At 39.5% G+C, this 16,527-nt stretch carries 10 protein-coding genes; 5 read left to right on the top strand and 5 right to left on the bottom strand.

The genetic code is table 11. The features are described from left to right. The first annotated feature begins 97 nt into the window (after positions 1-97). Entirely contained in the window at positions 98-2,026 is a 1,929-nt protein-coding gene (gene dnaK / locus GR929_RS05175) for a molecular chaperone DnaK (RefSeq protein ID WP_159517862.1), read from the top strand. A 169-nt stretch (positions 2,027-2,195) separates the two neighbouring features. Continuing rightward, entirely contained in the window at positions 2,196-4,673 is a 2,478-nt protein-coding gene (locus tag GR929_RS05170) for a PAS domain-containing sensor histidine kinase (RefSeq protein WP_159517861.1), read from the top strand. A gap of 238 nt (positions 4,674-4,911) precedes the next feature. Here the strand turns inward: GR929_RS05170 and trxA are convergent, their stop codons facing one another. Next, on the bottom strand, positions 4,912-5,280 hold the full coding sequence (gene trxA, locus GR929_RS05165; protein ID WP_159517860.1) for a thioredoxin: 369 nt from the start codon (positions 5,278-5,280) through the stop codon (positions 4,912-4,914). A 186-nt stretch (positions 5,281-5,466) separates the two neighbouring features. On the opposite strand from trxA, the gene GR929_RS05160 reads away from it, so the two are divergent. Next, positions 5,467-6,879, top strand: a complete 1,413-nt coding sequence (locus tag GR929_RS05160) for a CCA tRNA nucleotidyltransferase (RefSeq protein ID WP_159517859.1) — start codon at positions 5,467-5,469, stop codon at positions 6,877-6,879. Here GR929_RS05160 and GR929_RS05155 read toward each other — a convergent pair whose 3' ends face one another. From GR929_RS05155 to GR929_RS05145, 3 genes are all read right to left on the bottom strand, one after another. Further along, a complete protein-coding gene (locus GR929_RS05155) occupies positions 6,880-7,893 on the bottom strand; it encodes an endonuclease/exonuclease/phosphatase family protein (RefSeq protein WP_159517858.1) in 1,014 nt (337 codons plus the stop codon). 3 nt (positions 7,894-7,896) lie between these two features. Continuing rightward, the gene (locus GR929_RS05150; protein WP_159517857.1) at positions 7,897-9,351 is read right to left on the bottom strand and encodes a right-handed parallel beta-helix repeat-containing protein; all 1,455 of its coding nucleotides are present in this window, start codon (positions 9,349-9,351) and stop codon (positions 7,897-7,899) included. Between the two features lie 350 nt (positions 9,352-9,701). Then, entirely contained in the window at positions 9,702-10,856 is a 1,155-nt protein-coding gene (locus tag GR929_RS05145; protein WP_159517856.1) for an exo-beta-N-acetylmuramidase NamZ family protein, read from the bottom strand. 112 nt (positions 10,857-10,968) lie between these two features. Here GR929_RS05145 and GR929_RS05140 point away from each other — a divergent pair, with 112 nt between their 5' ends. Next, a complete protein-coding gene (locus tag GR929_RS05140) occupies positions 10,969-13,914 on the top strand; it encodes a glycoside hydrolase family 3 N-terminal domain-containing protein (RefSeq protein ID WP_159517855.1) in 2,946 nt (981 codons plus the stop codon). A gap of 313 nt (positions 13,915-14,227) precedes the next feature. Next, on the top strand, positions 14,228-14,482 hold the full coding sequence (locus GR929_RS05135; protein WP_159517854.1) for a DNA-binding protein: 255 nt from the start codon (positions 14,228-14,230) through the stop codon (positions 14,480-14,482). 67 nt (positions 14,483-14,549) lie between these two features. On the opposite strand, the gene GR929_RS05130 is transcribed toward GR929_RS05135, so the two are convergent. Next, the gene (locus GR929_RS05130) at positions 14,550-16,268 is read right to left on the bottom strand and encodes a DEAD/DEAH box helicase (protein WP_159517853.1); all 1,719 of its coding nucleotides are present in this window, start codon (positions 16,266-16,268) and stop codon (positions 14,550-14,552) included. Positions 16,269-16,527: the final 259 nt, after the last annotated feature.

Genomic DNA, 16,527 nt, shown 5'->3' with positions numbered 1-16,527 from the left:
TGCACCTAATTCAACTGTTTTTTCATTGGCACAGTCATTGATCTTTTGCTGACCGTTAAAACAATTGAGAAATACGAAATCATAAAAATTAAATACAATGGGAAAAATAATTGGAATTGACTTAGGAACAACAAACTCATGTGTTTCCGTAATGGAAGGAAATGAGCCGGTTGTTATCCCTAACAGCGAAGGAAAAAGAACAACACCATCAATCGTTGCTTTTATTGAGAATGGTGAACGTAAAATTGGAGACCCTGCAAAACGTCAGGCGATTACCAATCCAACGAAAACCGTTGCTTCAATCAAACGATTCATGGGAGAAACTTTTGATAAAGTGACGAAAGAGGTTAACCGTGTTCCTTATAAAGTTGTAAAAGGTGACAATAATACGCCTCGCGTACAAATTGATGATCGTAAATATTCACCACAGGAAATTTCAGCCATGGTTCTTCAAAAAATGAAGAAAACTGCTGAAGACTACCTGGGACAGGAAGTAACTGAAGCTGTTATTACAGTTCCTGCTTACTTTAGCGACTCGCAACGTCAGGCAACTAAAGAAGCCGGAGAAATTGCAGGTCTTCAGGTACGTCGTATTATTAACGAACCTACAGCAGCCTCTCTGGCATATGGTCTTGACAAACAAGACAAAGACATGAAAGTGGCTGTGTTCGACCTTGGTGGTGGTACATTCGATATTTCAATCCTTGAATTAGGTGACGGTGTATTTGAAGTAAAATCAACCGATGGTGATACCCACCTTGGTGGTGACGACTTTGACCAGGTATTGATCGACTGGTTAGCTGACGAATTCAAAAACGATGAAGGTCTTGACTTGCGCAAAGACCCAATGGCACTTCAACGTTTGAAGGAAGCTGCTGAGAAAGCAAAAATCGAATTGTCAAGCTCAACACAAACTGAAATCAACCTACCATATATTATGCCGGTTGACGGAGTACCAAAACACTTGGTAAAAACATTGACTCGTTCAAAATTTGAACAGTTGGCAGATAGCTTGATCAATGCGACCATGGAACCTTGTAAAAAAGCATTGAAGAATGCTGGTTTGTCAGCTTCTGACATTGATGAAATTTTATTGGTTGGTGGATCAACGCGTATCCCGGCTATCCAGGAAAAAGTACAAGCTTTCTTTGGCAAAGCACCTTCAAAAGGGGTAAATCCTGACGAAGTTGTAGCTGTTGGTGCTGCTATTCAAGGTGGCGTATTAACCGGCGAGGTCAAAGATGTATTATTGCTTGATGTTACTCCTCTGTCATTGGGTATAGAAACCATGGGTGGTGTAATGACTAAATTGATTGAAGCCAATACAACAATTCCTACCAAAAAATCAGAATCATTCACAACTGCGGCTGATAACCAACCTTCAGTTGAGATTCACGTGTTGCAAGGTGAACGTCCAATGGCCAACGGAAACAAAACCATCGGACGATTCCACCTGGATGGAATACCTCCATCCCCACGTGGCGTACCTCAAATTGAAGTATCGTTTGATATTGATGCCAATGGTATTTTGCATGTTCACGCAAAAGACAAAGCTACCGGCAAATCACAATCAATCCGTATTGAAGCTTCTTCAGGCTTGAGTGATGATGAAATTCAAAAGATGAAGGCCGAAGCCGAAGCTAATGCAGATGCCGACAAGCAAGCTCGCGAAAAGGTTGATAAAATGAATCAGGCTGATGGTTTGATTTTTCAAACCGATAAACAATTGAAAGAGTTGGGTGACAAGTTGCCAGCCGACAAAAAGCAACCAATTGAAGATGCATTGAACAAGCTGAAAGAAGCACACAAAGCTGAAGATTTAGCTGCTATTGATGCTGCAACAGCAGAATTAAACGAAGTATTTCAAGCCGCTTCTCAGGAGATGTATAATGCACAGGCGCAAGCCGAAGGCCAGCCACAAGGAGGACCTCAAGCGAATGCCGGAGGTCAAGGTGGAAGCAGTAAGTCGTCAGGAAATGACCAAGATGGCGAAGTAACTGATGTTGACTTTGAAGAAGTGAAATAACAACCATAATAACGAATACAAAAATCCCCGAAGGCGATGCTTTCGGGGATTTTTTTGCTTCTAATATTCTTATTTGGAATCAGTTTAAATTTGACTCACTTCATTTCACATATAAAAAGGAAATGAAATAAATGCCTATCTTTCATCGATTCTGTAAAAAGATGAGCCAATGAAACTGACAAAAAGAGTGCTTACGTTTTTAATTCTAATCTTTTCTGTCATTATAGTTGTGGCAGCAAACCTGTTCTATCTTAACATCCAAAGGAATATTCACAAAGAAAAAGCGAAGGATCTTGCCACGATTTCACAATTTAAGATTAATGAGCTTATCCAGTGGCGAAAAGAAAGATTTGCCGATATAAAACTTTTCTCCAACTCAACATTTTTTGGAAATGCAGTTCTGGAACATATAGAAGACAGGCCAGATAGCGACCGGACAAACTATCTTTTGGAACGACTATCAATTCCTAGAGAAGAATATGGTTATCAGTCGGTTTTTTTAGTAACTCCGGAATATCAACTTCTACTCTCTTCCACCCCCTCGAAAAGCTTAATTGGCCATAAACTAATGCAGCAAATAGATGCCTCCATTTCAACCGGGCGAACAACATCAACCGACTTTTATTTTAGTGAAAAAGACAGCACTATACTCTACGATATTATTGCTCCCATTACTGCAAGCGGACAAAGCACCCCAATAGCGGCAATCGTGTTTAGGATTGATCCGGCAAGATATCTGTACCCACTCATCCAATCGTGGCCGACCCCAAGTAAAACAGCCGAATCATTGCTTATTAGAAAAGATGATAGGCATGTCCTTTTTCTAAATGAATTACGCCATCAAAAAGAAACTGCTTTAAAACTTCGAATACCTCTCACTCAAGAAACACTTCCTGCAGTTGTTGCAGCGCAGGGATATACCGGAATCGTGGAAGGAATAGATTATCGAAATGAAAAAGTGATGGCCTATGTCGGACATATCCCTGAAACGAATTGGTACATAGTAGCTAAAGTCGATACCAAAGAACTCTTTCAACAAGCAGTTACGGCGGGTACTTTTATATTTGTTACAACTTCTCTAATTATTTTATCTTTTGTAATCGGGTTGATTCTGTTTTATAATTTGCGCCAAAAAAAGATTTTCAAAACCTTGTGGAAAACACAGGAAGAGTTTAAAACAACCTTGTATAGTATTGGTGATGGCGTAATAACGGTTGACAAAAGCGGGAAGTTAAAACAAATCAATAAAGTGGCGGAGTCGTTAACCGGCTGGACAGAACAAGAAGCCAAACACAAGCCACTGGAATCGGTTTTCAATATTGTAAATGAATATACCCGTGAGAAAGCTCACAATCCGGTAGATACTGTATTAGAACAAGGAGTAGTTGTAGGCTTGGCCAACCATACGATGTTAATCTCAAAAAATGGCACAGAAACCCCAATTGCTGACAGTGCGGCTCCCATAAGAGGCGCCGATGGAAATATTCTGGGTGTAGTTCTGGTATTTAGAGACCAAACCGAAGAAAAACAACACCTTCGTGAGATCGAATCTGCCCGGAATTTTGCCGAGAGTATTATCAATTCTCTTCAGGATTATTTATTTGTGCTGGATGATCAATTTAAGGTCATCTCAACCAATCAGTATTTATTTAAGAAACTTAAACTCAACAGGGAAAACGTTATTAATCAATTATTCTTTGAAATACTGGATGAGTCAATGAACGATGAAATGCTTAAAGATCATCTATCCAAACTATGTTCAGAAAATTTAGTTCTTGAAGACTATGAACTTACAACCGAAATGGGAAGTTTAGGCAGTCGACATTTCAGAATAAATGCGCGTGCGATTAATTCCAGTGATAATAACACCAAGAATATTATTGTTACACTTACAGACATCACTGATAAAGTAGATTTAATTCGTGAATTAACGATAGCCAAAGAACAGGCAGAGGAAAGCAACAAATTAAAATCAGCCTTTTTAGCCAATATGAGCCATGAAATCAGAACTCCGTTAAACGGAATACTTGGATTTAGCAGTATGATGGCAGACAAAGACTTAGCTCAAAAGGAGAAAATCAGATTTAACGAGATCATAGAAAAAAGTAGTGCCCAGCTACTCAACATCATCAATGACATTCTTGATATCTCAATGATCCAGTCAAACCAACTTCCTATCCGTTTAAAAGAATGTAATCCTAAAGAAATATTGGAAGATATTGAGTTGGTTTATCAAACGACCAAAAAGGACAAACTGGAATCTGTACAGTTTATCGTCGACCACAACCTGAACGACGACTTCAGAATGAAGACAGATAAAGACAGACTCTACCAGATACTTAAAAATCTGTTGGATAATGCATTTAAATTTACAAAGAAAGGTAAAATTGTAATCGGAGCAGAAGCGGCTGATCATCAAATATCTTTTTTTGTGAAAGACTCGGGCTCCGGCATACCAAAAGACAAATACGACTTTATTTTTGAGAGTTTCCATCAAACCCGAAATCAAGACAATCAGAAAGTAGAAGGGGCAGGTTTGGGACTCGCTATTGCAAAGGGATTAACAGAACGCCTGGGAGGGAAAATATGGGTTGAATCAGAAGCCAGTAAAGGCTCTAATTTCATTGTTCGTTTTACACTTAACTAACCTGGATTTACCCTCGCAAGATTAATTTGGCAATTAGTTCTTGCAACAACAGAACAACTAAAGTCCGTCCCATTGCTTTCACTTATAAAATAAAATACTTGATTGGAGAATTGACTCTTAAAAATCTAAATAAAGCTGTCCAGAGCACCTACAAAATAAACCTGACAGTTCAGTCTGAAAGCGCTTAGGACAGCTCTGAAACACTCTAATTAATCGGTTATAAACTAATTTTGAGAAATTAATTCGCTGGCTTTTCCACTTTTAAGACCTCAGCAAATGCTTGCTCCAACGTTTCTTTGGGTAGTGCTCCCTGAGCCATTTGTGGCTGTCCTTCTTTAGGAATAAAAAGCAAACTTGGGATACTTTGAATACCGAACATAGCCGACAATTCTCGCTGATCTTCCGTATCAACTTTATAAATCGTTAATGAATTTCCATATTCCTTTTGCAACTCTTCCAAAACAGGAGCAACCGTTTTACACGGGCCACACCAATCAGCATAAAAATCAATTATACAGGGTGAATCACCTTCGTATTTCCAATCTTTATTTTGCTCAAAATTGAATACTTTCTCTTTAAATGTCTCTTTCGTTAAATGTTCTAACATGCTTATCTTTTTTTAATGAATACAAATATACATTTTTTTACATATATACATATCAACGTTTGTGCCATTTGATATTAAACTTCTCAAATCCCTTTAAGGTATTGAAATAATTGTAATTTTGGCACAGTTTTAAACAATTTGTCATACTTTTTTCTTGTAATCAAGTTTAAAACCAGCTTATTATTCATGAAGGAACATTTGAAACACCCTGTATTTTCGATCATCTCAGAGGAGGCTGATCAGATTGGACAGCCTTGTTATGTAATCGGTGGCTTTGTCAGAGATTTATTATTGAAGCGAAACTCAAAGGACATTGACGTGGTAACACTAGGCAGCGGAATTGAGCTAGCAAAGAGAATTGCAAAAAGAGTCGGCCCAAAAACCCCAGTGAGCATATTCAAAAATTTTGGCACTGCAATGCTAAAATATCAGGACCTGGAGGTTGAATTTGTTGGAGCAAGGAAGGAATCCTATCAAACGGATTCGAGGAAACCGATTGTAGAAGACGGAACACTGGAAGACGACCAAAAACGACGCGATTTTACGATTAACGCCTTAGCAATCTGCCTCAACAAAGAGGGTTTTGGTGAATTAGTTGATCCTTTTGGCGGAATTGAAGACCTGGGGAATAAAATTATTCGAACTCCGCTGGAACCAGCAATTACATTTTCCGACGACCCATTGAGGATGATGAGAGCCATTCGGTTTGCAACCCAACTAAATTTTCAAATTGAAGCAAACACCCTGAATGCGATTTCGGAAAGCAAGGAACGAATAAAAATCGTCTCGAAAGAGCGAATTATCGACGAATTGAACAAGATTGTTTTGGCTGACAAGCCCTCAAAAGGTTTTAAGTTGTTGGATAAAACAGGGCTTTTAGAATTGATTTTCCCGGAATTGCACCAAATGAAAGGTCGGGAGGAAATTAATGGAGTTGGCCATAAGGACAACTTCTTTCATACTCTGGAAGTTTTAGATCGCATCGTCCCCAATACCGACAATTTATGGTTGCGCTGGTCGGCCATATTACATGATATTGCGAAGCCACGCACCAAGAAGTTCATTAAAAATCAAGGCTGGACATTTCATGCACATAACTTTGTTGGGGCAAAAATGATTCCCGGGATTTTTCGAAAAATGAAGCTTCCGCTCAACGAAAAGATGAAGTACATCCAGAAAATGGTTTCGCTTCACATGCGGCCAATTGTCCTTTCCGAAGATGAAGTAACCGACTCTGCTATCCGCCGTTTATTGTTTGAAGCAGGCGATGACATCGACGATTTAATGACCCTTTGTGAAGCAGATATCACGTCAAAAAATGAGCAAAAGGTAAAGCGCTACCTGAAAAACTTTCAGTTGGTACGACAAAAGCTGAAAGATTTAGAAGAAAAAGACCACATTCGCAATTTTCAACCACCAGTTTCCGGTGAAGAAATTATGGAAGTATTCAATCTAAAGCCTTCGCGTGAAGTGGGCGATATAAAAAATGCCATTAAGGAAGCGATTTTGGAAGGTGAGATTCAGAACGACCACGACGAAGCCTTTGATTTTATGCTGAAGGTGGCAGAGAAAATGGGGCTGAAACCAGAGAAGAGCTAATCACTTTTTAATTTTCAAAAGAATTGGAAGATGATCACTAAATCCTCCCTGATAGGAAAATCCATTATAGGTTCGAAATAACTTCCTCCCTTTGTATTTGGCATCTTCAACAAACAAAAAAGGAAGCGAAACGACCGAAGCTCCATCATAGGATGTATTCCACGATTCAGCTTGCAGTAATCCATCGGATACAATGATCTGATCAAAGACTGACCATGTTTGACGATATTTTATTGTCCCCTGCTTCCAACCTGCGGATAAGTTTAGTAATTCTCCATGTTCTGATAAATTGTCATTCTCTCGCGCTTGCAGTCCTTTAATCAAGCTATTATTTCGTGGCTGATCGTTAAAATCGCCCATAATTACGATTTTTACTTTCGAATCAATTGCTATCAGGCGATCAACTTCTTTTCTCAACGTAATAGCAGCTTGCATCCGATCTTCTTCGGTAGCAGCCTGCCCGCGATAGCGAGATGGCCAATGGTTGAAAAACAAGTGAAGCGTATCTTGCCCTTCGGCACATAAAAACGACGCATATAAAATCTCACGCGTTTCTTCTACCTGACGGTTTTTATCTAAAATCGGGACATAATGGTAAGTCAATGGAGTCAGTTGATCATCTCGAAAAAACAAGGCCACGTCAATCCCGCGTTCATCAGGTGAGTCTTTATGAATAATTGAATAGTTATAGCGGTTTAAAGGTGTATTTGCTAATAACTGTTCGAGTACAATTCGGTTTTCAACCTCGCATACACCAACGATATCCGGAGGGATAAATCCGGCACAGTTCAAAATGACCTTACTCAAACTATTCAGTTTCTGTCTTAACCGATACGAATTCCAATGACGATCTCCTTCCGGCAAAAACTCATCATCTTCAATAGTTGGATCATCTTCGATATCAAAAAGATTTTCAGTATTATAAAAAAGAATATTGATCTCCTGCGTTGAAGTTTGAGCAAGTAATTCAGCGTAAAACAAAAGAAAAAGAGATGCTAAAAAGAAACGAAACATGAATTATTCTTCTGTTGGATCTTTTTCAATTCGTTCGTAGGCTCCGAGATCAGGATTTGAATCCATTATACGGCTTTGAGTTAGCAGATCTAAAGGAAATTGCTGACCAATTATTTTCAAACCGGCATCCTTGGCAGGGCTTAAGGTATCAAGTTCAAAATCGAGTTTATCGTAAGGATCTTTAAACTTAGGATCAACTCCTTTCTGAATTTCAGTAAAATTATCTGAATTTGAGATATTAAATGTATCAGCTAACTGCATGATACAATGATCAAAATTAAAGTTAAACTCCGCCTCTTCAGTACGTCCCAACGCCAACTCGTTTCCATTAGCGATATTACCGGTAATAATGCTATTATAAAAATTCGCCTTGTTCAAATCGCCAACATAGCTAACACTTCCACCCGATGCTTGATCGATAATAAGCACATTGGAAATAACCAATGATGAAGTTGTGCGTGTGCCAGTATTGGTATACCCTCCCCAATAGTTGGCAATAGTTGTATGATAGAAATCGTAACTACCTCCTGCAAGCAAAGCAGCAGCATAAAAACCGCAGTTTGCAATCACACAATTGTATGACTTTATCTCAGATTTCAACGAAAAAATACCAGCATATGCATGATTCATTATTTTCGAATTGGCCAGCTCGACACTAGCAAATCCTTCATCTTCAATATTTCCGACCTGCAACCCGATGTTTGCATTTTTAATTTCAGCAAAATTGAAAATATTATTGTGGCTACCCGAGAATAACACAATTCCATTCCATTGGTCAGGAACATCTTTATAAACATCTTCCAGCCGATCGGCCTGAAATACAATTGGTTGACTAAATTCGCCCATTGCTTTTATCGTACCTTTGACATAAAGGCCCGATTTACTGTGAAAATAAATTTTTGCTCCAGGTTCAACTGTCAAAACTTCACCGCTGTCAACATAGGCAGAATTATATACCAGATAAGGCTTGTCTGCCGTCCACGTTGTTGTCTTGATATGGTTATCTTTTATCAAATTAAAATCCTGTCCCCATGCCACTAAGTCAACATCCTGCAACCTGGTATTCGTTGAAAACTCGATCGAGTCTTGTACAACCATTGGCAGATTATTTCCGGTAGGATCTACCGTAACTTCAACAAAAATATAGATGCTGTCTTTGGGAGGAATCTCTAAGTCCAGCACCTCATTAGCAGCTGTACCATTAATGTTTAGTCGAAAATTAGACTCTTCTCCTCTGGCTAGCCGAACTGACGATATTAATACTTTCTGATCGTATGGATTATAGACTTTTAGATGCTGCGTTGTAGAACCAACGGTCGTAAAGATTGTGTCGAACATAACCGTATCCGAAGAAAACTCCAACTGCACATCATTCGAAGAAATATATTTTTCGTCTTCACAAGAAATAAAATAGAAAATGCAGAGAAAAGAGAAGGTTATGTATAAATATCTTTTCACAAATGGGTTTTAGGTTTAACGCAAAAAATGCCTACTTAGTATTCCAAAAATACGAAATGATTTTTACAAATTTTAACATTTCACCAAAACATGCTACTGAAAATTATCTTCAAAAAAGTGAGCAGCCATCACCCGAAACACTAACGCCTCATTATCAATCAAATACACAAACCTCAACATTCATTAAATAATTGTTTTCATTAAGGTTCTGATCTCATAAACGAGGGAATTAGTTCAGCCCCAACCATTGACAAACTCAGTTCAGGAGCATTTTTGAATATTTATTGACTCATTCCTGAATAAAAAATGATTCGGGTACGACATCAATAATTAGAGCTTATCACTGCAAATCAATCAAAGTCAGGGTACAATAAATAATTCTTTCGGATAGCCAGATATTCATTCAGTTCTCTTTGCCAACTTGCTTCAATCTCCTGACAACTTTTACCAGCTCTTATTTCCTGAATTAACTTGTCGGTCCCCGCAAGCAAGTTAAACCAGCGTTCACGAGTTAAAAAAACAGACTCATCGTCAAACTTATGATAAAACTCCAGGAAGTAAGATAACGTAAATTTCTTACCACATGACGAATTTCGCAAATCAATACCATAACATGTAACACCTTCCTGCTTTGGATTCTTCGCCATTCCATCAATACTTTTGGGTGTAAACACGAAATCGCCAAACTGCTCATCAGGGTAACCAATCACCTGAAACGGAAATTGAGTTCCCCGCCCAATACTTGCGCTGGTAGCTTCAAAAAAACAAAGTGAAGGATAAAGACGAATGGCTTGGTCATTTGGCAAATTCGGCGACGGTTTTACGGGCAGTGAATAAGGCGTATTATGGTTGTAATTCGCCACTGGAATCACATTCAAATCACACTTTATCTGGTCATTGAGCCAACCTTCGCCATCAATCATCAATGCCAATTCGCCTACTGTGCAACCATGTACAACGGGAATAGGATGCATGCCTACAAAAGACCTAAATTTCAGATCAAGCACCGGCCCGGCAACATAATCGCCATTGGGATTGGGGCGATCGAAAATAATTAATGACTTATCATTTTCAGCGCAAGACTCCATCACATAGTGCATGGTGCTGATATAGGTGTAGAAACGAACTCCAACATCCTGAATATCAAAAACCACAACATCTAAATCGTCCAACTGCTCTGCTTTTGGCTTTTTATTATTGCCATATAGCGAAACGATTTGAACACCCGTTTCTGCGTCTTTGCCATCCGTTATTGTTTCACCGGCATCAGCCTTCCCGCGAAAACCGTGTTCTGGCGCAAACACTCGCATGACAGTCACTCCTTTTAACAGCAAAAAATCAAGTAAATGCTGCTCACCAACCATTGAAGTATGATTAACAACCAAACCCACTTTTTTACCCTCCAATAATGGTAAATACTTCTCGGGCTGATCGGAACCCGGCTTGATCCCGCCTGTAGCAAATTCAAAACAGATAACTAAAAACACAAGCAATACAATACGCATAACAGCTAGTCGTTTTATTTATCACGAAGGTATGAAAACATCATTGAAACCCACTGCAATGTTTCGCTGTTGATCAATCTTTGTTAATTTTGAAGCTTGTAAAAATAGATTTATGCAAATCCTAACCCGACTCTTATTTTCGGTCTTTCTGTGCTTGCCTGTTTTATTTTCTTTTGCAGAAAACAAGCCCGATTTTCTTAACTATACCAATGACTCATGGGTAGACTCCACCCTGAAACAAATGAGTTTGGACGAAAAGATTGGTCAGCTGTTTATTGCACAGGTTTACTCCCAAAAAGACCTCCCTGAAAATGCTGAAATTTTAAGTAAAATAAAAGACTTTCATATTGGTGGAATAATATTCATGCAAGGCACCCCTGAACGACAAGCTAAAATCACCAATCAACTTCAAGCTGAAAGTGAAATTCCTTTGTTGATTACGATGGATGGCGAATGGGGACCCGGATTCCGATTAACAGGAGCACCCAAGTATCCTGTTCAGATGGCACTTGGAGCCATTCAACAAGATAGCTTAATCTATCAGATGGGTTACGAAATTGGTGAACAAATGAAACGCATTGGGGTGCACATTAATTTTGCACCTGTTGCCGATGTAAACAGCAACCCGGATAATCCGGTGATTAACTACCGATCGTTTGGAGAAGACCCGCAAAATGTTGCTCGAAAAACCTGGCTTTACACCAAAGGGATGCAGGATGCGGGGATTTTAGCCGTTGCCAAGCACTTTCCCGGACATGGAGATACTCAAACCGATTCGCACTTGGGACTGCCTGTCATTAAGCACAGTATTGAACGACTTGACTCCATTGAACTTTTCCCCTTCACCTACCTGATTAAGAAAGGCGTTGGTGGAATAATGACCGCACATTTACACGTCGAAGCATACGATCCGGAAAGCAACATTCCGGCGTCACTGTCAACTAATCTGGTGCAGAATAAACTAATTGACGACCTTGGATTTCAGGGACTGGTGATAACTGATGCGATGAACATGCATGGTGTCAGCAAACAATTTTCAGATGGGGAAGCAACTGTAAAAGCGCTTATAGCCGGAAACGATATGATGGAGATTGTTCCCAACCTGGGGGAACGAATAAAAGCTGTAAAGCAAGCCATCGAAAATGGCGACCTGTCTGAAGATGCCATCAATCACAAATGCCGTAAAATCCTGGCTCTGAAAAAGTGGCTCAAGCTCGATGAATACAAAAAATGCGTCATTGATGGAATAGCTACAGATTACGACAAACCTGAATACCAGGCGACAAAAAGGCAATTGCACGAGCAATCGTTAACGCTGTTAAACAACAACAACCAGTTATTGCCTCTGCAAAAACTGGATACGTTAAAAATTGCTGCCATTTCGATTGGGACAGCTCATGAAACCTATTTTCAGAAAATGCTGGCTAATTACATGGCCGTAGATTTTTTCAATCTTGCTAAAAATGCGACTCAAAAAGATATCGAAAAACTGAAGCTCGAACTGAAACCGTACAATTTAATTGTTGTTGGCATTCATGACATGCGGCTCAGTATTTCCGGGCATTATGGACTTAGCCCAATTATTAATAATGCCCTGGAAGCTTTTTCGCCGACAAAACAGATAACGGTTCTGTTCGGTAATCCTTATGCATTGAATTACCTAAATAATGCGAAACACTCGGATGCCCTGCTAATCACCTATCAGGAAAACCAAACCACTCAAGAACTAGCGGCTCAGGCAATATTTGGGGGGATTGATGTGAATGGGAAACTTCCGGTGCGCGTCAATGACGACTTTTTAATGAACCAAGGCATCTCGATAAAAAAAAATGGCCGCTTTAAATATTCCATACCTGAAGAAGTTGGGATGTCTTCATCTTTTCTGAATTTCAAGATTGACAGTATTGTTAACCGCGGGCTGAAAGAGAAGGCTTTTCCCGGATGTCAGATATTAGTAGCCAAAGATGGTCAGGTTGTATTTCACAAATGCTATGGTTACTTCACTTACGACAAAAAACGATCGGTTGAAAAGACGGACATTTATGATTGGGCCTCGCTAACCAAAATTACCGGCCCACTGCCGGCTTTGATCAAACTTCACAGCGAAAAAAAAATCGATCTTGACCTGCCATTTTCTTTTTATTGGCCCGATTTTCGGAACTCCAACAAGGACAAAATAACCAGTCGTGAGATTTTGGCTCATCAAGCCGGCCTCCTTCCCTGGATCAATTACTACGAAAAAACGGTTCGAAAAAACGGCCAACTAAAGAGTTCTGTTTTCAGAGATCATCCAACGACAACTTTTAATTTAAGGGTGTCCTCTCATCTATATATGAACAACCACTATGTCGATGAAATTTACTCGGAAATAAGAGATTCCAGGTTACTTCCGCGAAAAAAATATACTTATTCCGGATTGGGTTTCTATCTATTCCCTAGAGTGATTGAGGATTTAACAGGCGAGAATTACGAGAATTACCTCAAAAAAGAGTTTTATCTTCCGCTGGGAGCAAGCTCGGTGACATACAATGCGTATAGATATTTTCCTCAGCAAGTAATTGTGCCTACAGAGCAAGACAATGTTTTCAGAAAAGAGTTGTTGCAAGGTTTCGTTCACGATGAAGGAGCTTCTATGATGGGCGGTGTTTCGGGAAACGCAGGGCTGTTTGGAACAGCAACTGACTTGGCTAAAATTATGCAGATGTACTTGCAGTATGGAAAATACGCTAACCAGCAATTACTCGATTCGGCCAGTGTCCGTGAGTTCACTCGTATTCAATACCCTGAAAATGAAAATCGCCGGGGACTAGGGTTTGACAAACCCTATATCGACAATCGGGAAAATAAACTAAAAGATGCGTATCCGGCTGTAAGTGCAAGTCCTGAAAGCTTTGGGCATAGCGGCTACACCGGAACCTTTGCCTGGGCTGACCCGGAAAACGATCTATTATTTATCTTCTTTTCCAATCGGGTTTATCCGACACGTGAAAACTCCGGACTTTTCGATTTAAACATTAGACCGGCTCTACATCAAGTGCTTTACGATAGTTTGAAATAAGAATCAAGATCAACCTTTACAGAAGTTGAAATTTTTGGGCTCGTAAACAAAGTCATTGTAAAAATCATTTGCTAAAAAACGTTAAATGTTTTTTAACATCTAACCCCCTATATATCAAGACACATTTCACCAAACGCCCATTATTTAAAGCTTCCAAAATGATTAAAAACGATTTGATTTAGCAAACCTTTTAAAAAACATACAAATTTTATATCGGTCTTCAGTTACATCTATACGTTATTAATTTATTAATTTTAACTTTAAGGGAGTTATTAGTAACGAATAGTTGTATAACCCATAAAATTTTACTGCCATGGATAAAAAAATCACTTTTAATGAATTGCGTAAAATTAAAGACAGTTTGCCTGACGGTTCAATCCGCCAACTTGCGCACGAGTTTGACATTGAAGTAGAAACCGTCAGGAATTATTTTGGAGGCGCAAATTACGACCGTGGTAAATCAGTAGGTCTCCATATCGAGCCAGGTCCCAATGGAGGAGTTGTATTAATCGATGATTCAAAAATATTAGAGCGGGCCAAAGAATTACTGGCTGACGAAGTCCACTAAAAAAACGAAACTTATAAATAAAAGAACAGGCTCCACATTAATGTGAAGCCTGTTCTTTTTTGATTTATTATCGTCTGGTTCTTTTTCGCTTTGCAGGCCGCTTGCCTTCAAATTGATTTTTCTTTTTCGCTTTTATTTTCGGATGTGACACCCGCTCCTCACCTGTCACCCGATCAACTTCAAGCTGATGTCCATCAATTGATGACTGGTTCATGGATTGAATCAGTTCCTTTTCGAATCGGCTGTCGATTTCGAAGAAAGAAAATTTACGCTGAATATCAATCTTACCAATCTCTATATTTTTTCGTGTAGAGTGATCATTGATCAAACCTAAAAGGCGAGATGCATTCAGATTTTGTTTTTTACCCGCATTAACGAATAAACGGCTAAAATTCATGCTGTCTCCTCCCGATTCGCCACGTCGTCCTCCACGCTTGTCAACAGTTTTCCGTTCCTGTCCACGAACATTCAAATCCGGAGCATTCTTGTAATAATCCAGGAAACGATTGAACTCTACCGAAACAAATCGCTTTAAGATTTCTTCGGCACTCAAGCCTGCAAACTTATCCATGATTTCAACCATGTAAGGATCGATCTTCGAATCGTTCACCTCAATTTCAGCAACTTTATCAACAAGGTGCATCAATTGAACCTTACAAATTTCCTCTCCTCCGGGCACTTCTTTGCGTTCGAACCTTTTATTTGAGATCCGTTCAATTTGTTTCAGTTTTCCGGTTTCGCGCATATGCAAAATCGAAACCGCAATTCCGCTTTTCCCCGCTCTACCGGTACGCCCACTACGGTGGATATATGCTTCAGGATCATCCGGCAAACTATAATTGATCACGTGGCTCAGACTGTTAACATCTAATCCACGAGCGGCCACATCGGTGGCAACCAACATCTGCAACTGTCCTGTTCTGAAACGGCTCATCACATAATCACGTTGAGCCTGCGACAAATCGCCATGCAAAGCATCAGCATTGTAACCATCAGCCATCAATTTCTCAGCCACATCACGGGTTTCCATGCGGGTACGGCAAAAAACAATCGCATAACAATTTGGATAATTGTCAGCCACTCGTTTCAAGGTAGCATATTTATCTTTTGCATGCACAACATAGTAATGATGCTCCACATTTGCAGCACCTTCGTTTTTACGCCCAACAGCGATTTCATCCGGCGAATTCAAATATTTTTTAGTCATGTTGGCAATCTCTTTCGGCATGGTTGCCGAAAAAAGCAAGGTCTGCTTAATCGCAGGAGTTTGTGCTAAGATAGCATCAAGCTCCTCTTTGAAACCCATGTTCAACATTTCGTCAGCCTCGTCTAAAACCATCCAACGAATTTGGCTCACATTTAATACCTTTCTACGAATCAGGTCATGAACACGCCCAGGCGTTCCTACAACAACCTGCCCGCCATTTCGCAATTCACGCATTTGCTTGCCGATATCAGCACCGCCGTATACCGGAATATTTTTAAATCCTTTCAGATTCTTGGAAAAAGCATCCAAGTCGCGACTAATTTGCAAACACAACTCGCGGGTCGGACACAAAATTAAAGCCTGAATATCCTTTTTGTTTACATCGCAATTATGCAAAATAGGCAAGCCAAAGGCCGCAGTTTTACCTGTACCCGTTTGCGCCAGTGCAATCAAGTCGTTTTTATTATTGATAAGATGTGGAATGGTTTTCTCCTGAATAGGAGTCGGTTGCTCAAAGCCCATTTCTGAAATGGCGCTAAGCAGTTCGGGTTTAATACCCGTCTGTTCAAATGTCATCATTGTATTTATTTAATCGAAGAACAACATGTTCTTCGTACCCAATAAGCACTGATGACAATAAAAAATACATTTAACTACACCCCTATGCCATCGATGCCAAAAATTGAGCTGCAAAGGTAGTTTTATTTTCAACATATTATATTGATGCCCATCGCATGTAAACTTGATGTTAATGAATCGAAAATTAAGCGGATATAAAAAGTAAGAATATAGCAGCAAATCCGGGCAAATGAACACACTTTGAACGACAGTTTTTTGC

Origin of the sequence: Sunxiuqinia indica (assembly GCF_009847015.1) — a bacterium.
GTDB classification, from domain to species: Bacteria; Bacteroidota; Bacteroidia; order Bacteroidales; family Prolixibacteraceae; genus Sunxiuqinia; species Sunxiuqinia indica.
The sequence above is the reverse complement of the archived record's forward strand: the minus strand, read 5'-3'. Positions and strand labels throughout refer to the sequence as shown.